The 21,446-nt window shown below is 71.0% G+C and carries 27 protein-coding genes, 1 tRNA gene and 1 pseudogene; 20 read left to right on the top strand and 9 right to left on the bottom strand.

What is annotated here, in order from left to right; all coding sequences use genetic code 11:
- Positions 1-174 precede the first annotated feature (174 nt).
- From AAEM63_RS15250 to AAEM63_RS15240, 3 genes are all read left to right on the top strand, one after another.
- Positions 175-702, top strand: a complete 528-nt coding sequence (locus AAEM63_RS15250; RefSeq protein WP_341359078.1) for a flavodoxin domain-containing protein — start codon at positions 175-177, stop codon at positions 700-702.
- 193 nt (positions 703-895) lie between these two features.
- Positions 896-1,990 (top strand): Gfo/Idh/MocA family oxidoreductase, encoded by a 1,095-nt coding sequence (locus tag AAEM63_RS15245; protein WP_341359077.1) that lies wholly within the window; start codon positions 896-898, stop codon positions 1,988-1,990.
- 125 nt (positions 1,991-2,115) lie between these two features.
- Positions 2,116-2,191 (top strand) — tRNA-Arg (locus tag AAEM63_RS15240).
- A 13-nt stretch (positions 2,192-2,204) separates the two neighbouring features.
- Here the strand turns inward: AAEM63_RS15240 and AAEM63_RS15235 are convergent.
- Together AAEM63_RS15235 and AAEM63_RS15230 are read right to left on the bottom strand one after the other, a co-directional pair.
- Entirely contained in the window at positions 2,205-3,407 is a 1,203-nt protein-coding gene (locus AAEM63_RS15235; RefSeq protein ID WP_341359076.1) for a tyrosine-type recombinase/integrase, read from the bottom strand.
- Positions 3,400-3,927 carry a hypothetical protein gene (locus AAEM63_RS15230; RefSeq protein ID WP_341359075.1) on the bottom strand — a complete coding sequence of 176 codons (528 nt, stop codon included), beginning with the start codon at positions 3,925-3,927 and terminating at the stop codon, positions 3,400-3,402. The genes AAEM63_RS15235 and AAEM63_RS15230 overlap by 8 nt, the downstream gene beginning before the upstream one ends.
- Positions 3,928-4,086: 159 nt before the next feature.
- Between AAEM63_RS15230 and AAEM63_RS15225 the strand changes: the two genes are divergently transcribed.
- From AAEM63_RS15225 to AAEM63_RS15185, 9 genes are all read left to right on the top strand, one after another.
- The gene (locus tag AAEM63_RS15225) at positions 4,087-4,293 is read left to right on the top strand and encodes a helix-turn-helix domain-containing protein (RefSeq protein ID WP_341359074.1); all 207 of its coding nucleotides are present in this window, start codon (positions 4,087-4,089) and stop codon (positions 4,291-4,293) included.
- A gap of 71 nt (positions 4,294-4,364) precedes the next feature.
- Positions 4,365-4,916, top strand: a complete 552-nt coding sequence (locus tag AAEM63_RS15220) for a hypothetical protein (RefSeq protein ID WP_341359073.1) — start codon at positions 4,365-4,367, stop codon at positions 4,914-4,916.
- Entirely contained in the window at positions 4,913-5,788 is an 876-nt protein-coding gene (locus AAEM63_RS15215; protein ID WP_341359072.1) for a tyrosine-type recombinase/integrase, read from the top strand. Before AAEM63_RS15220 ends, AAEM63_RS15215 begins: the two co-directional genes overlap by 4 nt.
- Positions 5,785-6,204 (top strand): hypothetical protein, encoded by a 420-nt coding sequence (locus tag AAEM63_RS15210; RefSeq protein WP_341359071.1) that lies wholly within the window; start codon positions 5,785-5,787, stop codon positions 6,202-6,204. Before AAEM63_RS15215 ends, AAEM63_RS15210 begins: the two co-directional genes overlap by 4 nt.
- 304 nt (positions 6,205-6,508) lie before the next feature.
- Positions 6,509-7,492, top strand: coding sequence for a helix-turn-helix domain-containing protein (locus tag AAEM63_RS15205; protein ID WP_341359070.1), 984 nt, complete (start codon positions 6,509-6,511; stop codon positions 7,490-7,492).
- A gap of 27 nt (positions 7,493-7,519) precedes the next feature.
- The gene (locus AAEM63_RS15200) at positions 7,520-7,756 is read left to right on the top strand and encodes a hypothetical protein (protein ID WP_341359069.1); all 237 of its coding nucleotides are present in this window, start codon (positions 7,520-7,522) and stop codon (positions 7,754-7,756) included.
- Entirely contained in the window at positions 7,753-8,475 is a 723-nt protein-coding gene (locus AAEM63_RS15195; protein ID WP_341359068.1) for a methyltransferase domain-containing protein, read from the top strand. Before AAEM63_RS15200 ends, AAEM63_RS15195 begins: the two co-directional genes overlap by 4 nt.
- Complete coding sequence (locus tag AAEM63_RS15190; protein WP_341359067.1) at positions 8,475-9,173, top strand: CheR family methyltransferase; 699 nt, start codon at positions 8,475-8,477, stop codon at positions 9,171-9,173. The genes AAEM63_RS15195 and AAEM63_RS15190 overlap by 1 nt, the downstream gene beginning before the upstream one ends.
- Positions 9,170-9,517 (top strand): hypothetical protein, encoded by a 348-nt coding sequence (locus tag AAEM63_RS15185; protein WP_341359066.1) that lies wholly within the window; start codon positions 9,170-9,172, stop codon positions 9,515-9,517. The genes AAEM63_RS15190 and AAEM63_RS15185 overlap by 4 nt, the downstream gene beginning before the upstream one ends.
- A gap of 898 nt (positions 9,518-10,415) precedes the next feature.
- Here AAEM63_RS15185 and AAEM63_RS15180 read toward each other — a convergent pair.
- The 3 genes from AAEM63_RS15180 to AAEM63_RS15170 form a co-directional block, all read right to left on the bottom strand.
- Positions 10,416-11,018 (bottom strand): cadmium resistance transporter, encoded by a 603-nt coding sequence (locus AAEM63_RS15180; RefSeq protein ID WP_067191811.1) that lies wholly within the window; start codon positions 11,016-11,018, stop codon positions 10,416-10,418.
- The gene (locus AAEM63_RS15175) at positions 11,015-11,374 is read right to left on the bottom strand and encodes a metalloregulator ArsR/SmtB family transcription factor (RefSeq protein WP_158493936.1); all 360 of its coding nucleotides are present in this window, start codon (positions 11,372-11,374) and stop codon (positions 11,015-11,017) included. Before AAEM63_RS15175 ends, AAEM63_RS15180 begins: the two co-directional genes overlap by 4 nt.
- A 223-nt stretch (positions 11,375-11,597) precedes the next feature.
- Entirely contained in the window at positions 11,598-11,987 is a 390-nt protein-coding gene (locus AAEM63_RS15170; protein ID WP_036382791.1) for a heavy metal-responsive transcriptional regulator, read from the bottom strand.
- A gap of 56 nt (positions 11,988-12,043) precedes the next feature.
- On the opposite strand from AAEM63_RS15170, the gene merA reads away from it, so the two are divergent.
- The gene (gene merA / locus AAEM63_RS15165; protein ID WP_158493938.1) at positions 12,044-13,507 is read left to right on the top strand and encodes a mercury(II) reductase; all 1,464 of its coding nucleotides are present in this window, start codon (positions 12,044-12,046) and stop codon (positions 13,505-13,507) included.
- Positions 13,508-13,778: 271 nt separating this feature from the next.
- Here the strand turns inward: merA and AAEM63_RS15160 are convergent, their stop codons facing one another.
- From AAEM63_RS15160 to AAEM63_RS15150, 3 genes are all read right to left on the bottom strand, one after another.
- Positions 13,779-13,919: a hypothetical protein gene (locus AAEM63_RS15160; protein WP_002854087.1), complete on the bottom strand. Its 141-nt coding sequence runs from the start codon at positions 13,917-13,919 to the stop codon at positions 13,779-13,781.
- Positions 13,920-13,983: 64 nt separating this feature from the next.
- The gene (locus AAEM63_RS15155) at positions 13,984-14,895 is read right to left on the bottom strand and encodes a cation diffusion facilitator family transporter (RefSeq protein WP_341359065.1); all 912 of its coding nucleotides are present in this window, start codon (positions 14,893-14,895) and stop codon (positions 13,984-13,986) included.
- Positions 14,895-15,269 (bottom strand): metalloregulator ArsR/SmtB family transcription factor, encoded by a 375-nt coding sequence (locus AAEM63_RS15150; protein ID WP_158493939.1) that lies wholly within the window; start codon positions 15,267-15,269, stop codon positions 14,895-14,897. Before AAEM63_RS15150 ends, AAEM63_RS15155 begins: the two co-directional genes overlap by 1 nt.
- An 86-nt stretch (positions 15,270-15,355) precedes the next feature.
- Between AAEM63_RS15150 and AAEM63_RS15145 the strand changes: the two are divergent.
- Positions 15,356-15,490: pseudogene (locus tag AAEM63_RS15145) on the top strand (ArsR family transcriptional regulator); the annotation flags it as partial.
- Here the strand turns inward: AAEM63_RS15145 and AAEM63_RS15140 are convergent.
- Positions 15,485-16,328, bottom strand: a protein-coding gene (locus AAEM63_RS15140; protein ID WP_341361390.1) for an IS5 family transposase whose coding sequence is annotated in 2 segments (ribosomal slippage) — positions 15,485-16,030 and positions 16,032-16,328 — 843 coding nt in all. Because the reading frame shifts where the segments join, the coding sequence is not laid out codon by codon here. The pseudogene AAEM63_RS15145 and the gene AAEM63_RS15140 sit on opposite strands and share 6 nt — an antisense overlap.
- Positions 16,329-16,864: 536 nt before the next feature.
- Here AAEM63_RS15140 and AAEM63_RS15135 point away from each other — a divergent pair.
- From AAEM63_RS15135 to AAEM63_RS15110, 6 genes are all read left to right on the top strand, one after another.
- Positions 16,865-17,212 carry a metal-sulfur cluster assembly factor gene (locus AAEM63_RS15135; protein WP_341359064.1) on the top strand — a complete coding sequence of 116 codons (348 nt, stop codon included), beginning with the start codon at positions 16,865-16,867 and terminating at the stop codon, positions 17,210-17,212.
- 85 nt (positions 17,213-17,297) lie between these two features.
- The gene (locus AAEM63_RS15130; protein WP_341359063.1) at positions 17,298-17,507 is read left to right on the top strand and encodes a heavy metal-associated domain-containing protein; all 210 of its coding nucleotides are present in this window, start codon (positions 17,298-17,300) and stop codon (positions 17,505-17,507) included.
- Between the two features lie 152 nt (positions 17,508-17,659).
- Positions 17,660-18,460 carry a hypothetical protein gene (locus AAEM63_RS15125; RefSeq protein ID WP_341359062.1) on the top strand — a complete coding sequence of 267 codons (801 nt, stop codon included), beginning with the start codon at positions 17,660-17,662 and terminating at the stop codon, positions 18,458-18,460.
- A gap of 35 nt (positions 18,461-18,495) precedes the next feature.
- A complete protein-coding gene (locus AAEM63_RS15120; protein WP_341359061.1) occupies positions 18,496-20,769 on the top strand; it encodes a heavy metal translocating P-type ATPase in 2,274 nt (757 codons plus the stop codon).
- Between the two features lie 53 nt (positions 20,770-20,822).
- On the top strand, positions 20,823-21,065 hold the full coding sequence (locus AAEM63_RS15115) for a YHS domain-containing protein (protein WP_341359060.1): 243 nt from the start codon (positions 20,823-20,825) through the stop codon (positions 21,063-21,065).
- Positions 21,066-21,123: 58 nt separating this feature from the next.
- Entirely contained in the window at positions 21,124-21,411 is a 288-nt protein-coding gene (locus AAEM63_RS15110) for a metal-sensitive transcriptional regulator (protein WP_341359059.1), read from the top strand.
- The last annotated feature ends 35 nt before the right edge of the window (positions 21,412-21,446 follow it).

Genomic DNA, 21,446 nt, shown 5'->3' with positions numbered 1-21,446 from the left:
CGCCGGGCGCGCGCGCCGGGGCTGCCCCGCCACGCCGGGTGCGGGCGCCGGGGCTGCCCCGCCACGCCGGGCGTGCGCGCCGGGGACCTCTGTCCCGTTCGTCCGGAACGCGCGCGTGCCACTGTGGAGACGTGGCCCGGCGTGGTGCCGGGTCCGGCCGAGAAGGGGCGGGCCGTGCGTGCTCTCGTCGTGTACGAGTCGATGTTCGGCAACACCGAGACGGTCGCCGAGGTGGTCGCCGAGGGGCTGCGCGCGGTGATGGACGTCGAGGTGCTGGAGGTCTCCCGGGCGCCGCTGCTCGAGCTGCTCGACGACGTCGACCTCCTCGTGGTCGGCGCGCCCACCCACGCGTTCGGGCTCAGCCGCCCGGAGACCCGGCGTGACGCCGCCGAGCGGGTCGGGCGCCCGGTCATCTCCGACACGACGGGGATGCGCGAGTGGCTCGCGGAGGCCTACTCCGCGCCGCGCGACCTGCCGGTCGCCTGCTTCGACACCCACGTCCGGGTCCCGAACCTGCCGGGACGGGCGGGCCACGCCGCCGAGAAGCGGCTGCGCCGTCTCGGCGCGAACGTCGTCGGCAGCCCGACGTCGTTCTACGTCCACGGCTACGAGGGTCCGCTCTACCCCGGCGAGGCCGAACGGGCGCGCGCGTGGGGCGAGGAGCTGGGCTCCCTCGTCGCGGGCGGGACGCCCGTGCGCTGAGTGTGCGGCATCCGAGGCCAACCCCTGTGGGTCTCGGGTGCCGCGGTTCGGCTGCTCCGGCGCAGCGCCCCCGGGCGGCACGCGAGCCGGCCGTCCGCGTGGGGTCCGACCACAGGTCACCGGTCTGCCGGAGAATGGGGCGACCGCGGTCGCGTGGCAGTGGCCGGACGACGACGGACCCCGAGGACGACCGATGACCGACCAGCTCCCCGCCCACCTCGAGCTCACCCCGCCGCCCGGTGCCGTGGTGGGTCCCGGTGAGTTCGTCATCGCGGCGACGCACCTCAACCACGGCCACATCTACGGCATGACCGAGAGGCTTCTCGACGCCGGCGCCACTTTGAGGTGGGTCTACGACCCGGACCCGGCGAAGGTCGCGGCCTTCCGCGAGCGGTTCCCCGACGTGCGGGTCGCCCGGTCGGAGGCCGAGGTCCTCGACGACGACGACGTGCGCCTGGTCGCGGGCGCGGCGATCACCTCCGAGCGGTGCGACCTCGGCGTGCGCGTCATGGAGGCCGGCAAGGACTACTTCACCGACAAGGCCCCGCTCACCACCCTGGACCAGCTCGCCGTCGCCCGGGAGGCGGTCGAACGGACGGGCCGGAAGTACGCCGTCTACTACTCGGAGCGGATCCACGTCGAGGCCGCGGTGCTCACCGGCCAGCTCATCGAGCAGGGCGCGATCGGCCGGGTGCTGCAGTTCGTCGGGCTCGGCCCGCACCGGCTGGGCGACCCGTCCGCACGTCCGGACTGGTTCTTCGTCAAGGACCAGTACGGCGGCATCCTCTGCGACATCGGCAGCCACAACTTCGAGCAGATGCTCCACTACACCGGTGCGACCGACGCCGAGGTGGTCAGCTCCTCGATCGCCAACTACCACCACCCGGAGCACCCCGAGCTCGACGACTTCGGTGACGCGCACGCCGTCATGGACAACGGCGCCAGCGGCTACTGCCGGGTGGACTGGTTCACCCCGGACGGCCTGAGCACCTGGGGCGACGGGCGCACCTTCATCCTCGGGACGGAGGGCTACATCGAGATGCGCAAGTACGTCAACGTGGCCACCGAGGCCCGGCCCGGGCACGTCTTCCTCGTCGACGGCGGGGGTGAGCACCACATCAGGGCGGAGGGGACGGTCGGCCACCCGTACTTCGGCCGGCTCATCACCGACTGCCTCGAGCGGACCGAGACCGCCATGACGCAGGAGCACGCGTTCAAGGCGGCCGAGCTCAGCGTGCGGGCGCAGAACCAGGCGCGGGTGCTGCAGAGCCAGGCGGGGCAGGCATGAGCCGCGTCCGGCTCGGCCGGGCCCCAGCCCGGTTCGGGCAGGCGGTCCGATCCCGGTTCGAGCAGGCGGGCTGAGCCCGGTTCGGGCAGGCGGGTCAGCGCCCGGTAACCTGTTCCCCGGTCCCCGCCCTCGTAGCTCAGGGGATAGAGCACCGCTCTCCTAAAGCGGGTGTCGGCAGTTCGAATCTGCCCGAGGGCACCAGTAACGCCGCAGGTCAGCGACCTATAGCGACGACGGCCCTGGTCTGGGCGCCGGCCCGAGTCCGCACTGAGTCCGCAACGCCGCGAGCGCGCACCTCTCCGAGCTTCTCCGCCATGTCGTCGAGGTCCTCGTCGAAGAGGTCGCTGTAGACGTTGAGCGTCGTGCTCGCCTTGTCGTGACCGAGCATCCGTTGCAGCGCCAGCACCGAGGCCCCGGCGGAGACCGCAAGCGACGCCGCGGTGTGCCGCAGCTCGTGCGGCGTGAGCCCTTCGACGCCGGCGGCCGCGGCCGCCAGGTCGAACCAGTCGCGGCGCATGTTGCGCACGCGCACGGCGCCGCCGCGCGCCGCGGGGAACACCAGATCATCCCTGCCCTTGCCGCTGAGCCGCTCCGCCAGGTCCTCGGTGAGGAACGGCGGCCACGGCACGCTGCGCCGCTGGTGGTCCTTCGGGGAGGACCACACGAGCTTGCCGTCGACCTCGGTGACGGCCTCCTCGATCCGGAAGCGTCGCCGCAGCATGTCGACGTGTCGGACCCGCAGCGCGGCCGCCTCGCCGATCCGGAGACCGCAGTACGCAAGCACGAGCACCAGGTCACCCCACTCGTCGGCGGCGTCCGCCACTGCCTCGACCTGGGCGGCCGTGAGATAGCGCCGGCGAGTCAGCGCCTGCTTCGGTAGCTCGACCCCGCGGGCAGGGTTGACCGCGATGCGCCGCGCCTTCACCGCGAGCTGGAGCACGCCGGCCAGCACCCCCACCACCTTGCGCACTGTGCCACCCGCCAGGCCGGCGGCCACGAGCTCGTTGACCCACGCCTGCACCGCCTCGTGCTCGACGTCGACCAGGCGCACAGCTCCCCAGCGTGGGAGCACGTGCTGCTCGAGGATGGACTCGTTACGTGCCTTCGTGCTGGCGGTCCAGTTCGGGTTCTCCCGCCACGGCTCCGCCATGGCTCGCAGGGCGACGCGCCCCCGACCCGGCTCGACGTGATCCCCTCGCACCAGGGAGGCGGTCTGCGCATCTAGCCAGCGCTGGGCGTCCACCTTTCGCGCCCGGTGGGCCACGTGCTCCTTGCCGGCGGCGTCGCGGTACCGCGCACGCCAGACCGTCTCGCCCGTCTCCTCGCGCAGCGGCTTGCCCGTGTCCGGATCGAGGACCCGCCGGCCCTCGTCGTCGGTGACGTACCGGCGCAGCTTGTACCGCGAGACGCTAGCCATTACCGAGCAACCCCCTCTCGCGGGCGCGACGGACCCACTTAGAGGCGGTGGTGCGGGGGAGCCCGAGGTTGACCTCGACATGCCGGGCGGGAGGTAGGCCGAGGAGGGTGGCGAGGTTGTAGAAGTACGCCACCCACGCCAACGCCTCGTCCGTTGGGCCTTGCTGCCGCAACCGCGCGCGCGCCTCGTCATCGAGATTCGGCGTGATCGTGACCGTGTGTTGAGCGGGATCCATGCCGTGCTTGGCGACGTCGATCGCACGTGCGTGGGGTCCGACCAGCCCCGTCCTGCGCCGCGCTCGCGGCTCCACGACCAGCGCGAGAGCCTCGCGCGTGAGCTCACCGACCTTCACGCTGCGCAGTGTCGTGCTCGCTATCGGGGGGCTGCCCTTCTGGGCCGCCACCTTCACCGCCACCGGCCTGAGCCCGTCGTCGTCGGTCATGTCGATCGTCAGCGCCACATCGTAGAGCGCCCCCTCTAGCTCGACTCCCTCGCAGAGCACCGTGACCGGCACGCGCACCCATAGTCCCGGCCCGACCTCTGTCGAAGGCGGGTCGCCCTCTGTCCGAGCGCTGATCCTCATAGCGCCCCATCATTGCCAACGGGAGCACCACTTGACAAGCCTGCACCTCGATGGTTCAGTGACGACATGGCTGAACCACACGAAAGGGGAGTTGCCGTGAGTGACCTGCTGACGCTGGCTGAGGCTGCTGAGGTGCTGCGAGTGCCGGAGGCGACCCTGCGCTACTGGCGCCACATGGGTACCGGCCCGAGCTCCGCACGCATCGGCCGCCGTGTCGTCTACGACCGTGAGCGGCTCCAGCGGTGGGTGGACGAGCAGTTCGCTGCCGGCCCCAGCCGCGAGACCACCAAGGCAACCGCCTGACCGACGACAGAGCCCCGGCGACGTGTGCAGCGTCCCGGGGCGTGGAACCCACCAACCGAGGAGATGAGTTCGTGACAAGCGTACCGGCGACTGCCAGCGACGACGACTCTCACGCGTACTTCAACCCCGCCGACCCGACTGCACGATGGCACCTTGAGCCCGAGCGCGGCACAACCCCCATCGGCCAGACGTTCAGTGAGCGCTTCCGCGCCGCCGTCGCCGCCGACCCTGACCGGGAGCGCGCGGCCGCGGACCTGGCCGAGCTCGACCGCATCGACGCCTTGTTCGCCGCAGCGCCAGACCCCGCGGACTTCGCCCCCGCGTGGGCAGAGTCGTCCGCGTCGTGGTCCGTCGACCCCGACGCCGGCACGCTGTTCACCACCCACACCCTCGACGTGCCCCTCACGCCGCGGCGCGCGAACCTCGCCGTCTCGATCGACCGTGAGGACACCTGGCGCGACGGCAAGCACGAGCCCGGCGAGCCGCACATCGCCGCGTGGGTGAACGAGGGGACCACGCTCGACAACGAGGCCGCCATGGCGCTAGCACTCGCCCTTGCTACGGCGTCCGGGCGACTGGCCTACATCGCCGGCCGACGTCCCAGCCGCGGCGGTGCCCGGTGAACGGCCGGCCCGAGACGTGGGGCGCAGCGATCGAGGCCTACGCCCGGTACCAGCGCGCGGGCGGCAGGGCCCTCGGCACGATCCGCGTGCACCGCTCCTACCTCGGCCGGCTCCGCACGGTGGCATCCTCGCCGTGGACCGCGACGACCGGCGACCTCGTGACCTTCCTCGCCGCGGGCGACTGGAAGCCCGACACCCGCAAGTCCGCACGGTCCGCGCTGGTGACGTTCTACCGGTGGGCGATCGACATGGGCCACTGCGAGACCAGCCCCGCCGAGCGGCTCCCCGGCATCAAGGTCCCCACCGCCGCCCCGCGTCCCGCCACCGATGAGGCGATCGCGGCCGCCCTCGCCCGGGCCACGCCCGACGTGCGGCTCATGATCCTGTTCGGCGCCTTCGCCGGCCTCCGTTGCGCGGAGATCTCCGCCGTCCACCACGACGACCTCCGCGACGGCCTGCTCTACGTCAACGGCAAGGGCGGCAAGCTCCGCGCCGTCCCGCTCGAGCACCCCGAGCTCCTCGCCGCCGTCGCCGCGGCCCGGTCGTGGCTGTTCCCCTCGCCCTACGGCGTCGACCAGCACGTCACCCCCGGCCACGTCGTGCACCACCTCTCCGCCGTCCTGCCCGCGGGCGTCACCGGCCACCAGCTCCGCCACCGGTTCGCCACCGCCGCCTATGCCGGCACCCGCGACATGCTCGCGGTCGGGCAGCTCCTCGGCCACAGCAAGCCCGAGACCACCCAGCGCTACGTGCGCCTGCCCGACGACGCGATCCGCGCCGCCGTCCGCTCCGCCGCCGGCCTTGGTGCCACACCGCCCGCCGCACCGAGCGGGCGTCACCTCCGCGCCGTCCCCCGAGAGGAGACCGCATGATCACCCCGGCCCACATGCAGGGCCAGCTACGCGCTGCCCTGATCCTCGCCCGCCAGACCGTGACCCTGCTCGAGGAGGTCACCGCCACGGCACCCCCGCGGACGCCGGCCCCCGCGGTCGCCCCCGGGCAGCGACGGCCCTACCCCTGGCGGGGCCGGACCCTCGAACTCACCGACGACGAGCGTGCCGTCCTCCAGGTCCTCGCGGACGGCGCCGACGATGACGGCGCCTACCGCCGTGGCCGCGAAGAGCTGGCCCGCACGTGCCGGATGGGTGCCCAGCGCCTCCGTGCGGCGCTGAGCGGCCTCAGCGCCCCCGAGGGCGGGCAACCACCCGTCCGGTCCGTCCCAGGCCCGCACGGCCGCACGGACTACGCCCTGACGGACGGCAGCGGAGAGGAGGCCCCGCAGGAATGACCGTCCAAGAGCTCGCCCCGTCGCTCGCCGGCCCTCAAGCCGTCGCTGAGCCCTGGCACGCGCACGTGGCCAGGTGCCCGCTGTGCCCCCGGGTCGCTGAGCTCCACCCACACGCAGCCCCGGAGAGCGCGACAACGGCACCCCACGCGAGAGTGCGACCCGCAGCCCCCGGCGAGCGCGAACACCGTTCACGGGTCGGGACTGGCCGGGACAGCCCCCTGCCCGGCCGTCGGCAGGTCCCAGCAGGTCGGCGGTCTGCCGCGGCTAGCCGCGCCGGGACGGGACGGGTCGGGGAGGTAACGCCGTGAGGCAGAGCGACACCCTCCTCGCCTGGGCCCTGGCCGCCGACCTGCCCAGCACGCGCCAGATAGGCCCGCACGCCGTGGGCCGCGTCCTCGCAGCTCTGACGCTCTACGCCGACGCGCAGGGGATCGCCTGGCCCTCGGCGCAGACCTTGGCCGGCGACGTCTCCGGCCTGAGCCGCCGCGACGTCCGCAACGCCCTCGACGCGCTCGCGGCCGCCGGCCTCATCGCCGTGGCCGAGGCAGCGCCCGGCCGCGTCACCCGGTGGCGCCTGTGCGCACCCCACCTGGCGGGATACCCCGCCACCCCTACAGACGTGGCGGGGTACCCCGCCACCCCCACCAGCGAGGACCTGGCGGGGTCCCCCGCCACCCACCTGGCGGGGGACCTGGCGGGGGACCTGGCGGGGTACCCCGCCACCCACCTGGCGGGGGACCTGGCGGGGGACCTGGCGGGGTACCCCGCCACGAAAGAGAAAGAGAACAACAACATGCATGCATGGGACGCTGAGCCCGAGACCACCACGGCGCTCGCGGCCGCTCCGGCTCCGCCGTCGCGCGCCGACGAGCTCGCCGCGGTGATCCTCGCCCAGCCTGCCGCCGCCACCCTCGACGGCGCCGGCCGCGTCGCAGCCGAGCACGCCGCCACCCTCGACGGCGCCGGGTGGGAGCCCGATGCCCTGGCCGCCGTCCTCGACCGCCGCCGCCGCGAGCTGGACCGGGCCGTCAACCCCGCCGCCTACCTCCGCTCCGTCCTGCGCGGCTTCGTCGCTGACGGCCCCCCGCGCCCCACCACCCGCACCACGACCGGGGCGAGCATGCTCTGCCCGCACCACGGCGTGCACTACCTCGACACCGCCGTCTGCGCGCCCTGCCGCGGCGACTTCAAGGCCGGCCAGCGCGCCCCCGAGGACGTCAGCGGCCACCTCAGCGCCGACGACCTCCAATGGCACCGCGAGCGCGAGCTCGTGTCAGAGGTCGCCTGAACCATGACCACCGAGAGGAGTGCCGCGATGACCCGCACCGACGGCCTACGACGAGACCGCGACGGCGAGCTCGTGCCCGAGGGCTTCGACCTCGCCACCGTGCACGTGTGCATGGGCATCACCGGCGGCCGCGGCCGCGGTTGGCTCGGCCAGGACGCCCAGGGCCGCCCGATCCCGTGCCCGGTGTGCAAGCCCCACACCGCCCGAGGCCGCGACCTGCTGCCCGCGAGCGCCGACCTCCCCACGGTCACGGGGGCAGCGTGAGCATCCTCGACACCATCACCCCCGCCGGGCCCTGGACCTTCGACCAAGCCGTCACCGACGCCTTCGACGACATGCTCTCCCGCTCGATCCCCGCCCACGACACCATGCGCGACCTCACCACCGCGCTCGCCGTCCGCTACGCCCGCGCCCAGCCCGCCGGTCGTGTCGTGGACCTCGGCTGCTCCCGTGGCCGCGCCCTCGCCCCGATCGCTCAGGCGCTCGGCCACCAGCGCTCCTACGTCGCCGTCGACACCTCGGCACCGATGCGCGCCGCGGCCGCCGAGACCCTGGCCGAGTACGTCGACGCCGGGGCGTGCGAGGTCCGCGCCACCGACCTGCGCCACGACTTCCCTGACGACGCTCCCGCCGCGGTGATCCTGTCCGTCCTCACGCTGCAGTTCACCCCGATCGAGTACCGCCACGCGATCCTCACCCGCGCCCACGACGCCCTCATGCCCGGCGGTGCGCTGCTCCTGGTCGAGAAGGTTCTCGGCGACGACCACCACCTCGACCAGGCCCTCACCGAGACCTACCACGCGATGAAGGGCGCCCACGGCTACAGCGCCGACGCGATCGCCCGCAAGGCCGCCAGCCTCGAGGGCGTCCTCGTCCCGGTCACCGACGCGTGGAACCGCGAGCTCCTCCGCGCCGCCGGCTTCACCCACGTCGACACCTACTGGCGGGCCCTCAACTTCGCCGGCTACCTGGCGGTGCGCTGATGGCCAACACCAAGCTCTTCCGCCGTCTCGACCTGTGGGGGCCACTGTCCAACGCCGTCAAGGCAATGCCCCACCCCCGAGCCGGCGGCCCCACGCACCTCCGCGTGTTCTCCGGCGGCTGCGCCACCGGCCGCGAGCCCTACTCGATCGCCATGCTCCTCGAGCACTACTGCTACCGCCACGACTTCACCGTCACCGCCACGGACGTCGACCCCGACCTCATCGCCCAGGCCCGCACCGGCGTGCTCACAGACGGCGAGGTAGCCCGCGCCCTGCTGCGTGAGGGGATCCTGACCCGCGACATGGCCGAGCGCTACCTCACCCGCGTCGACACGGCCACCTGGCAAGTCAAGCCCCGCGTGCTCGACCGCATCGACTTCACCGTGGCCGACCTCAACGCACCGGCCGGCCTCATCCCCGACCCGTGCCACCTCGCCTTCTGCGCCAACATGTGGCGCCACCTCAACCCCGACGGCCGCCACGCGCTCGCGGCCGAGCTCGGCGCGACCATGCCCGACTACGGCCTCCTCGTCATCGGGCCGAGCGATCTCTACTTCGGTGAGGACCCCAACGACCCCACGGGCCCCCTGCTGCACCGCCCAGAGTTCACCGTCGACATGCAGGAGCGTTTCCGTCCCCACCCCCGCCACCCGCTGATGTACCGCCCCCGGACCGACCGCGAGAGGCCCGCCGCGTGACGACCCCGCAGACCCTGAGCCCGCGCGCGGCCTACGCCCGTGCGAAGGCCGCCGCGCACCTCGCTCTCGTGGAGCACCTCGCGGCCGCCGTCGACGCCGGCCACGCCGTGCCCTGCCTGCACCCTGACGCCGGGCCCCTGTGGACCTCCGACGACCCCGACGACGCCGCCTGGGCCGCCAGTGCCTGCCGTCGCGCCTGCGACGCCCTCGACCGCTGCACCAGCTACGCCACCACCTACCGCGAGGACGGCGGCACCTGGGCCGGTGTCCCCGCGGCCCTCCCCAGCGGCCCCACCTCCTCCCGCTGGACCGACGACGACGGCGACCAGGAGCAAGCCTCGTGACCCCCACCCCAACCCGAGCCGGCGCCCGACCGGACGAACCGAAAGGAACCACCCCCATGCCCACCAAGACCGCCACCCCCACGCACCAGGACGTCTACGTCGTCCGCCGTGCCGTGTGGCTCAAGCCCCGCCCGGCCGGCCCCGGGGAAGGCCCGTACAGCGCCCCGTCCGCGAAGAAGGCGCCCGGGGAGTTCGTCAGCCCCTCCGAGACCACGCCGGAGTTCCTCGACAACGCCGTCACCCGGCGCCTGATCGACCGCATCCGCGTCCCCCTGAACCCGCCCACGGGTGCAGTGCGCCGGTCCGCGCCCGTGGCCAAGGCCGGCGAGGTCGACCTCTCCGACGCCCCCGCGGCGCCCATCGCCAACGTGGACGGCCTGATCGCGGCACTGGAGGCCGAGGGCTGCACGGTCACGGCCGCCGCCCGCTACCGGGCCCTGCTCGCGGTCAACCCCGCCGAGACCGAGACGCCCGCCCGGCTCCTCGACCTCACCCCCGAGCAGTACGCCGCCCACGTCCTCGACAACGCCGTGCGCGTCGGGGCCCGCCGCGCCATCGACAACGAGCGCGGCCGGATGCACGACCGAATCCGCCGCGAGGTCCGGCAGAGCATGGCCGCCGAGGCTGACACCTACCTCGACGTCCTGCGCCGGCCCTTCGACGCCGCCGCCGAGGAGGCCCGGAACGTCCGGGCCCTGGGCGTCGACCCACACGACACCGCCGAGAGCCTCATCGGTGACGACCCGGCTGTGGCTTCGTTCGCTTGGTGGCGGCGTTTTTGCAGCGCTCCGTGGCGGTCTTGTTGCCGCGATCACGCAGGACTGGCTGCAGGTAGGTGTCGCGGTCTGAACCGAGAGGGGTGCGCCCGGTCGGGGCCGTTTGGATCGCTGCCGCTACGTCAGAGTCCGAAGGCTCCGCCGCTGACGAGGATCACGATGCCGAGGCCGATGAGAACGATGGGGAAGAGGATGTGCTCCCAGCGTTCGAGCACTTCGGCGATCGGGGGGCGGGTGGCGACGAACTTTGCCAGGGCCACCAGGACCGCGACGAGCGCGAGGAAGACGATGCAGTAGGCGACTACTGCGAGAGGTTCCACGCTGAGGAAGACAGGGGTGTAGACGCCGATGTTGTCGCCGCCGTTGGCAAGGGTGACGCCTGCGACTGTCCACACGCCGACCTTCTTGCCGGCAACCTTGGCCTCGTCGTCATCGTCGTCATCGTCTCCGCGCCAGGCCTGCCATGCGGCCCGGAGGCCGAGGCCCAGAGGGATGAGACCGAAGTACGGGATGGCTGCCGAGGGCAGGAATGCTCCGGCGCCGATGGTCACCAGGACCGCGGCACCGAGGATGCCGGCGAATCCGAGGTACTGGCCGGCCAGAATGCGGGCGGTAGTGCCGCGCTGGCCTGCCCCTCGCGCGAAGAAGAGGGAGAGCACGATGATGTCGTCGATGTTGGTCGCTGCGAACAGGCCCATCGCCTGCAAGACCGAGGTGAGGTTCATGCGCCCTCCCCAGCTGCGTCGCATCCGGGAAGCGAGCAGGCGGGATCGATGCACGGGGCGTCTTCGTCCACTGCCAGGGTGGCATCGACCAGTGCCGTCAGCGCCTGCGCCAGGTGCGAATCGGCGATCTCATATCGTGTCCGACGGCCCTCGGGCTCGGAGACGACGATCCCGCAATCGCGCAGGCATGCCAGGTGGTTGGACACGTTCGGGCGTGTCAGGTCCAGATCTCGGGCCAGTTCCGCCGGGTAAGCGGGATGGTCGAGCAGGGTCAAGATGATCCGGGATCGAGTGGGGTCGGCCATTGCACGACCCAGGCGGTTCATCACCTCGAGACGCGAAGTAATAGTCAGCATGGACTGAACTATACAGCGTGCACTGAACACTCGGTCACAGGCGTCAGCCCAGATCGCATGCCCGCAAGGGGATCCTTCACCGGGACAGCGGCCGACGGCAGGCCGGAGGAATAGGCGTCGCGATAGGGTGCACCCCGCGCAACAGAACCGTTGCGAAAGGTCTAACACCCCAACGCAACAGAGTGGGCCGCCATGCGCTGCCACGGGCCCGTGAACTTCGGTGTCACAGGTAGCGGCAGACATCCTCGGGGGAGCACGTGGCCGGGTCGCCGGCGGCGGCGTCCTCGCGCAGGTCGGCGATCGTGGTGCGTAGCTGCGCGAGCTCGGCGAGTTGCCGGTCGATCACATCAAGGCGGGTGTCGAGCAGGTCGGTGACGTGCCGGCAGGGGGCCTGCCCCCGGTCGCGGATGTCCAGCACCTGACCGATCTGGGCCAGGGTCAGCCCGGCCGCTTGCCCCCGGCGGATGAAGTCCAGCCGGTCGAGCACCTCGGCGCCGTAGTCCCGGTAGCCCGCCGGGGTGCGGTCCGCGGCGGGTAGCAGCCCGACCTCCTCGTAGTACCGCAGGGTCTTGCTCGTCGTGCCCGACGCCCGAGCCACCTCACCGATCCGCATGCCACTCATTCTCCCCCTTGACCTTCCAGTGCACTGGAAGGTCGATCCTGAGGGCGATGAAGGAGGAGTTCATGACGGCAACGGCTAACAGCAGGTCGTATGACCTGGCAATGATCGGGTCCGGTGGGGCGGCGTTCGCGGCCGCGATCCGCGCCACCAGCCTCGGCAGACGGGTGGTGATGATCGAGCGTGGCACCGTCGGCGGTACCTGCGTGAACACCGGGTGCGTGCCCTCTAAGGCCTTGCTCGCGACCGCCGAGGCCCGCCACGTCACACTCGACGCCTCCCGGTTCCCCGGCCTGCCGCTCCCCGAAGTCCGGCCGGTCGACATGCCCGCCTTGATCGCCGGCAAGGATCGGCTCGTCGGGTCACTGCGTGGCGAGAAGTACCTGGACCTGGCCACCGAGTACGGATGGGATCTCCACCCCGGGGACGCCACGTTCGTCGGCACACCCAGCGAGCCGGCACTGCGCGTCACCGGCCCTGACGGCACGGTGGAGACGGTCCGGGCCGCGCACTACCTCATCGCCACCGGCTCCAGGCCCTGGGCGCCGCCGGTCCCCGGCCTGCAGGAGGCCGGTTACCTGACCTCGACCACCGCGATGGAACTGGACCACGTCCCGGAGTCGCTGCTGGTCATCGGCGGCGGCTACGTCGCGATGGAGCAGGCCCAGCTCTTCGCTCGGCTCGGCGTCCGGGTCACCATGCTGGTCCGCTCACGGCTGGCGTCCCAGGAAGAACCCGAGGCGTCCACCGCCCTGGATGAGATCTTCACGGACGAAGGCATCCAGATCATCCGCGGCGCGGTGCCCAGCGCGGTCCGCCGCGACCCGGCCACCGGCGAGGTCACGGTCACTGCCACCACCACTGACGGCTCACAGGAACTCCGGGCGGCCGAGGTACTCGTCGCCACCGGGCGCCGCCCGGTCACCGCCACGCTCGGTCTCGACACCGTCGACGTGCGCACCGGCGACCACGGCGAGGTGGTCGTCGACAGCCATCTGCGCAGCACCAACCCGCGCGTCTGGGCTGCCGGTGACGTCACCGCCCACCGTCAGTTCGTGTACGTCGCCGCGGCCCACGGCGCCCTCGTCGCCGACAACGCCCTCACCGGCGCCGGCCTCGAGGTCGACTACCGCCACCTGCCCCGGGTCGTGTTCACCAGCCCCGCCCTGGCCGCCGTCGGGATGACCGAACGGCAGGCCTCCGCTGCCGGGATCCGCTACGACAGCCGTGTCCTGTCACTCGCGCACGTCCCACGCGCGATCGTCAACCGCGACACCCGCGGGTTCATCAAGATGGTCACCGACGCCGACACCGGCCGCATCATCGGCATTACCGCCCTGGCCCAGGACGCCGGCGACCTCGCCGCCGCCGGGGTCTACATGCTCGAGGCCGGCATGACCACCAGCCAGGTCGCCAACCTCTGGAGCCCCTACCTGACCATGGCCGAAGGCCTCAAGCTCACCGCGCAGGCCTTCACCACCGACATCGCCAAGCTCTCCTGCTGCGCGGCGTGAACCTGCCCCGCACACAGGGACACCGATAGGGGACCGCCTCGCCCCGGGGCGCGAGACAAGAAAATGGGCGCCGATCAGCCCTACTTACTGGCACCCCTGCGTATCGGACCTGCAACCACCGGGGAGTTCAGTCGATGCAAGAACTCCCGTCCCAGGCCTATATCTGGACGTCTTCACGACCTCTACGTGCTCGACCCGACGAGGACAGCACTGGACGACGCGATGACCGCCTTGCGGCGCCGCCATGAGGCCGCGGTCCGTTTGGGCCGCGTCACCGCACCACCATGACCACGATCGTCACCACGTAAGCCGCGGCGACCAGACCGATCCCCAGCAGGGTGAGCACCACCCCGCGCCGGGCCGGCCGCTGGCCCTCGTCCGGCCCGGGGCCCTTGCCGTGCTTCGCGGTCATCGCGCGCTCCTAAGACGTTGCTCAAGCATGTGCGGCTCTCGCGAGCGGGCTTCCGTGCCGAGTGCTACCAGCTCAGGTCGTGACAGCCGTCGCTGCCGGCGCCCTCCACCTGCAAGGTGGCATGGGCGATACCGTAACGGTCGCGCAGCACCCGGCGCGCGCCGGCAAGCACGGCGCCGTGGTCCGCGCCCTGGTCAGCGACCAGGTGGGCCGTGGCCACGTTCATCCCCGACGTCAGGGTCCACAGGTGCAGGTCGTGGACCTCCTCCACCCCCTCGACCGCGTCCAGGTCACCGGCGACGTCCTCCGGGTCCACCCCTTCCGGGGCGTGCTGGCCCAGCACCGCGATCACCTGCCTGCCCAGAACCACTGCCCGGATGATGACGAAGACCGCGATGAGCGCCGCGACCACGACGTCCCAGATCGGCTGGCCGGTGAGGATGATCAGCACGCCGGCGACCATGACACCCACCGACCCGGCGGCGTCGGCGATCACCTCGTAGTAGGCGCCCTTGACGTTCAGGCTGTCCTTGGCCCCGCTGCGCAGCAGCAGCATGGAGATGATGTTGATCACCAGGCCGGCGAAGCCGACCGCGAGCATAGCGCCGGAGGCCACCTCCGGCGCGTCGCCCAGCCGGCTGATGGCCTCGACCACCACGTACACCCCGACCGCGAGCATCGCCAGCACCGCCAACGCCGAGGCGAACACCTCGGTCCGGTAGGAGCCATAGGTGCGTCGCCCTGTGGAGTCCGGCCGGCTCGCGATGCGCGTCGCCAGCAGCGCCGCACCCAGCACCACCACATCGGCAGCCATGTGCCCGGCATCCGACAGCAGCGCCAACGACCCCGACACCAGCCCCGCGACCAGCTCGATCAGGAAGAAGCCCGCCGTCAGGGCGAACGCCCCCGCCAGCCGCCGACGGTAGCGGCCACCGGCATGCCCGGTCGCCGGGGCATGGCTGTGTCCCGCCCCCATCAGCCCTGCCCCTCGTGGCGGGCGTGCTCACGGGAGACGTCCAGCAGCATCCGCACATGCCCGTCAGCGAGGCGGTAGTACACCATCCGCCCCTCCCGGCGGTTCTCGACCACCCCAGCGGTACGCAGCACCCGCAGCACCTGGGACACCGACGCCTCCGCGACATCGACCGACGCCGCCAGGTCACACACGCACAGCTCGCCGGCCTCCAGCAACGCATAGAGCACCCGGGCACGGCGCGGGTCCGCCAGGAGCTTGAACAGCCCGGCCAACCTGCCGGCCTCGCGCTCGTCGGGGATCCTCTCCCGGGTCAGCGCCACCTTCTCCGGATGGACGGCGGTGACCTGACACGAATCCAACGGCGTCACACTCATGCCACGACCATACACCAATGCAGATGGGCAGATATCAGCAGCGGGAGCCACACACGAGAGGTCAGCAGGTTCTGTATGGTCAGCGCATGCTGACTATTGCCTCGCGGCTGGACGTGATGAACCGGCTGGGCCGGGCGATGGCCGACCCGACCCGCTCCCGCATCCTCATGACACTCCTCGAGGGCCCGAGCTACCCGGCGGTACTCGCCCGCGACCTAGGGCGTGTCTCCTAACCGTTTGAGCCAGAGGGTGATGGCTCGGAGGATGGCGCCGCCGCGGTAGGTGAGGGCGAGTTTGTCGTAACGGGTGGCGAGGCCGCGCCATTGCTTGTCTTCGTTGAAGCCTCGTTCGACGACGTTGCGGCCCTTGTAGTCCTCGATGTCGTAGCTGACCGGGCGCCCGCCTCGGGAGCCGCGACGCCTGCGGTGCCCTTGCTGATCAGACGGTTCGGGGATCACCGCGATGATCCCGCGTTCGCGCAGGTGGGTGCGGATCGCGCGGGACGAGTACGCCTTGTCTCCGCGGACCCGGGCGGGGCGGGTGCGAGGCCTGCCAGGCCCGCGCCGGGCGACGCGGAGGTGATCCATCAGGACCGGGAACATCGGTGCGTCACCTGCCTGACCGGGACCGACGAGGATGACCAGCGGGAGACCGCGCCCGTCGACGAGGTGATGGATCTTCGTGCTCAATCCGCCTCGTGACCGGCCGATCGCGTGATCAGGCGGCTCCTCGCGCAGATTCTTGTAACTCGATAGAGCCCCCTGTGTCGCGCGGGAGGTTCGTCGCGTGCTGATGCGCACGGTTGACCGTGGAGTCCACGCTGATGGCCCAGTCGATCTCGCCTGCAGCATCCGCATCGGCGAGGACCTCCGCGAAGATCCGATCCCAGGTGCCGTCGCCGCTGAAGCGGCGGTGTCGCTTCCATACTGTCTGCCACGGTCCGAACTCGGCCGGCAGATCGCGCCACGGCGACCCCGTCCGGAACCGCCACACGATCCCCTCGACCACTCGGCGGTGATCCTGGAACGGCCGACCCCCCTTCGCCGAGGCGACTGGCATCAACGGCTCGATCCGAGCCCACGCAGCATCCGAGAAAGACGAGGTTCGCGACACGCCTCCCAGCCTGCCGCCAACCTCACCCAGGAGTTAGGAGACACGCCCTAGCCTCGCGACCGCCGAGGATGCGAGAATGGCGATCGAGATATCCGAGATCGTCGACCCTCCGACGTTGCCCGGACCAGAAGGCGGTGAATGACTATGACCAGCGCTTACAGCGATGAGGCTCGCACCGCCGCCCGTGAACTGAGGGCTCGTCTCAAGCGCGACCTCGCCGCTGGTCGATTCGTTTCGTCTTCCACGGGGGTGCGCCGCGCTGACGCGGCTGCAGTGGCGGAAAAGCAGCCAGCCGTGATCGGGGTGCCCCCGCGCCGCAAGGGCTGATTGGACGTTATTCCGGGGGTATCCGCCGGGGCCCTCGTTACCGTATTAGTCCCGCCATGCCCACAGTGGTGAGACGGATGCGCTGACTGACGGGCTCAACGCCGATAACCTATACCCCTGCCCGGTACACGTACTGAAACGGTGGAGGTGAGTCGGTGAGCAATACGGCAACGCTCGGTGACGGGCGCACCGAGGAGGAGGTCCTGCAACTCTTGGTCGACGCCCTGCTCTACGTTTTCGACCCAGAACTCGGCATCGACATCGTCAACCTTGGCCTCGTCTACGACGTTTCGATCGAGGGTGGAGACACGGCGATCATCTCCATGACGCTGACCACACCGGCTTGCCCGCTGACAGCACAACTCGAGCACGACATCGAGCTGCAACTGCGCGACGTCATCCCGCATCACCGCATTGCCTGGGTCTGGTCGCCGCCTTGGAACACGGCCCTGATCACCCCGGACGGGCGCGACATGCTGGCCGCGATCGGAATCCGGGTGTAGCCGACGGGAATACCCTAGGGGGGTAGGGGTGTTACGGTTGAGAGCAGCGCGGATCAGCGCTCTCACCGACGGAAGGAAACCCATCATGGCCACCAACGAGTACCAGGTCACCGGCATGACGTGCGGACACTGCGAGATGTCCATCCGTGAAGAGGTCTCCCAGATCCCCGGCGTTGAGGACATCCAGGTGAGCGCCCAGACCGGCAAGCTCGTCGTGTCCTCGGACGCCGCGATCGATGACGCGGCTGTGCTGGCCGCGGTCGACGAGGCCGGCTACTCGGCGGTGCGCTCCTGATGAATGCTGCGGGACGACTGAGCCTCTACGCCCTCGGCGTTGCCGTGGCGTTCGGCGGATCATTCGCGATCGCTGGCGCTGTCGTCCCGGACAGCGCGGTCGCGAACTGGACTGCCGCCGCCGACCAAAACTCCATGGAGGACCACGCAGGCATGAGCGACACCACGACCGCCACCGTTCCCGGGGTGGCCCTGTCCGCATACGGGTACCAGCTCAGCCCGATCACCACGCCGACCACGGTCGGCGAATCGGGCGAGCTCAGCTTCCAGATCCTGGACGCCGACGGTCACCCGCTCACCGACTACGAGACCACGCACGAGAAGGACCTGCACTTCATCGCGGTGCGCACCGATGGAACCGGGTTCCGGCACGTGCACCCCACCCTCGATGAGGCCAGCGGCACCTGGTCGACGTCGTGGGAGTGGGACGAGGCAGGAACCTATCGGGTGTTTGCCGACTTCGTGCCGGACGTTGCGGACGGCCCCGACAAGGTCACCCTGACCCGCACGATCGACGTCGCCGGCGACTTCACCCCGAACCCGCCCACCGCCACGTCCACCAGCAGTGACGTCGACGGGTACACGGTCACCCTCGACGGGGACCTGATCGCGGGGGAGAGCTCCGAGCTGACCCTGTCGGTTACCCGCGACGGCCAGCCGGTCACCACCTTGCAGCCCTACCTCGGTGCTTTCGGGCACCTGGTCGCACTGCGGGATGGCGACCTGGCCTACCTGCACGTGCACGCCGAGGGCGAGGACCCGCAGGCCGGAGACACCGCCGGCCCGGACATCCGATTCGCGACGGACGTCCCCACCGCCGGCCGCTACCTGTTCTACCTGGACTTCCAGGTCGATGGACAGGTTCACACCGCCGAGTTCGTCGTCGACGCCGGTCACGGCACCGGCGAGCAGACGACGGATGACTCACACAGCGGCACCGGCGACGGTCACTGACCGTTCCCGCGAGCCCTGAGAGAAGAAGGAACATCATGAGCACCACAGCCCCCGCAGGCTCAGCCGCGGACTCCGCGGTCGAACTTCAGATCGGCGGGATGACCTGCGCGTCCTGCGCGAACCGCATCGAGAAGAAGCTGAACAAGCTCGACGGTGTCGCGGCCACGGTGAACTACGCCACCGAGAAGGCGAAGGTCACCATCCCCGCCGGGTACGACCCGGCCCTGCTGATCGCCGAGGTCGAAAAGACCGGTTACACCGCCGCGCTCCCGGCCCCGAAGAAAACCAAGAACGACCCCGGCCAGGCCGCGGACGCGGATGACGCCGACCCGGAACTGACCAGCCTGCGCAACCGGCTGATCGTCTCCATCGTGCTCAGCGTCCCGGTCATCGCGATGGCGATGATCCCCGCACTGCAGTTCACCTACTGGCAGTGGGCGTCGCTGGCGCTGGCCGCACCGGTGATCGTGTGGGCGGCGTTCCCGTTCCACAAGGCCGCATGGGCGAACCTCCGCCACGGGGCGGCGACGATGGACACGCTCATCTCGATGGGCACCACCGCGGCGTTCCTGTGGTCGCTGTACGCGCTGTTCTTCGGTACCGCCGGCACCCCCGGGATGACGCACCCGTTCGAGTTCACCCTCGCCCCCTCGGACGGCGCGGCGAACATCTACCTCGAAGTCGCCGCCGGGGTGACGATGTTCATCCTCGCCGGCCGCTACTTCGAGAAGCGCTCCAAGCGTCAGGCCGGCGCCGCACTGCGCGCCCTGCTCGAGCTCGGCGCGAAGGAAGTGTCCGTGCTGCGCGACGGCGTGGAGACGAAGATCTCCATCGACGACCTCCAGGTCGGAGACGAGTTCGTCGTCCGGCCCGGTGAGAAGATCGCCACCGATGGTGTAGTGGTCTCGGGGACCTCCGCCGTGGACGCGTCCATGCTGACCGGCGAATCCGTCCCCGTCGAGGTCGGAGAAGGCGACCCGGTCACCGGCGCCACCGTGAACGCCGGCGGCCGTCTGGTCATCCGCGCGACCCGGGTCGGCTCGGACACCCAACTGGCGCAGATGGCCAAGCTCGTCGAAGACGCCCAGACCGGCAAGGCCGAGGTGCAACGCCTCGCCGACAAGATCTCAGGTGTGTTCGTGCCGATCGCAATCCTCATCGCCGTGATCGCGATGGGTGCATGGCTCGGCGCCGGGTTCCCCGTCGCCGCCGCGTTCACCGCCGCGGTCGCCGTCCTCGTCATCGCGTGCCCCTGCGCCCTGGGTCTTGCCACGCCGACCGCACTGCTGGTCGGCACTGGTCGCGGCGCGCAGATGGGCATCCTGATCAAGGGCCCGGAAGTGCTGGAATCCACCCGCAAGGTCGACACCGTCGTACTGGACAAGACCGGCACCGTCACCACCGGCAAGATGACCCTCACCGACGTCATCACCGAGCCCGGCACCGACCGGGACGAGCTGCTCCGCCTCGCCGGAGCGCTCGAGGACGCCTCCGAGCACCCCATCGCGCAAGCCATCGCCAAGGGCGCCACCCAGCAGGTCGGGACCCTACCCGCCGTGGAGGGCTTCACCAACCTCGAAGGCAAGGGTGTGCAGGGCGTCGTCGACGGGCACGCGGTCCTCGTCGGCCGGGAATCGCTGCTCGCCGAATGGTCCCTTCACCTGAGCGGAGAGGTCGCGCTGGCCAAGGCGCAGGCCGAGAGCGAAGGCAAGACCGTCGTCGCCGTCGGCTGGGACGGAGCCGCCCGCGGCATCCTGATCGTCGCCGACACCGTCAAGCCGACCAGCAAGGAGGCCATCGCCCAGCTCAAGGCGTTGGGCCTGACCCCAGTGCTGCTCACCGGCGACAACGAGGCGGTCGCCCGCCAGATCGCCGCCGAGGTCGGCATCGACCAGGTCATCGCCGAAGTCCTCCCCAAGGACAAGGTCGACGTCGTCACCCGCCTGCAGGGCGAGGGCAAGGTCGTCGCGATGGTCGGAGACGGCGTGAACGACGCCCCCGCGCTCGCGCAGGCCGACCTGGGCCTGGCCATGGGAACCGGCACCGATGTCGCGATCGAAGCATCCGACATCACCCTTGTCCGCGGCGACCTGCGCAGCGCAGCCGACGCGATCCGGCTGTCCCGCAAGACCCTGGGCACGATCAAGACCAACCTGTTCTGGGCGTTCGCCTACAACACGGCCGCGATCCCCGTCGCTGCCCTGGGTCTCCTCAACCCGATGCTCGCCGGTGCCGCCATGGCATTCTCCAGCGTGTTCGTCGTGGGCAACAGCCTGCGTCTGCGCGGATTCAAGAGCATCGCGCGCTGACCGGGCCACCCCGCCAGCGCACACCACCACCCACATCGGAAGGAACACCACCTATGTCCAGCTGTTGCAGCACCAACGCCCCCGCTCCCGGTGGACGCGAGAACCTCCTCGACACCACCACCGGCGCGGACATGACGACCTGCCCCGTGATGGAGGGCACCCCCGTCAACAAGGCCACCGCCGAGGCAGCCGGCCTGTTCCGCGACTACGAGGGCGAGCGGTACTACTTCTGCTGCGCAGGCTGCGGCCCCGCCTTCGACGCGGACCCGGCCAAGTACGCCGCCACCATGGCGTAATTCCTCCATCCCGGGGTCCACACCATCACGGTGCGGACCCCGGGAGACAGGACACACCATGACCGCACCCGCCCCCCGCACACCAGCCCCGGCCGACGCCCGCGCCTACCGCAACCGTCTACGCCGCCTCGAAGGGCAGATCCGCGGCATCACCGGCATGGTCGAACACGACCGCCCGTGCATCGACACCCTCACACAGATCTCCGCCACCATACGCGCCCTCGAAGGCCTGGCCCTGGCGCTCCTGAACGACTACCTCCGGCACGCCCACGCCACCGGCGTTCTGACCGAACCTCACACCCTGGCCGACACTCGCACCGCCGTCAGCGGCCTCGTCCGAACCTGACACCACTGCCATCGCAGCGTCGCCAACCGACACGC

Source organism: Georgenia sp. M64, assembly GCF_038049925.1.
Taxonomy (GTDB): Bacteria; Actinomycetota; Actinomycetes; order Actinomycetales; family Actinomycetaceae; genus Georgenia.
This window is presented reverse-complemented; position numbering and strand designations above follow the sequence as displayed.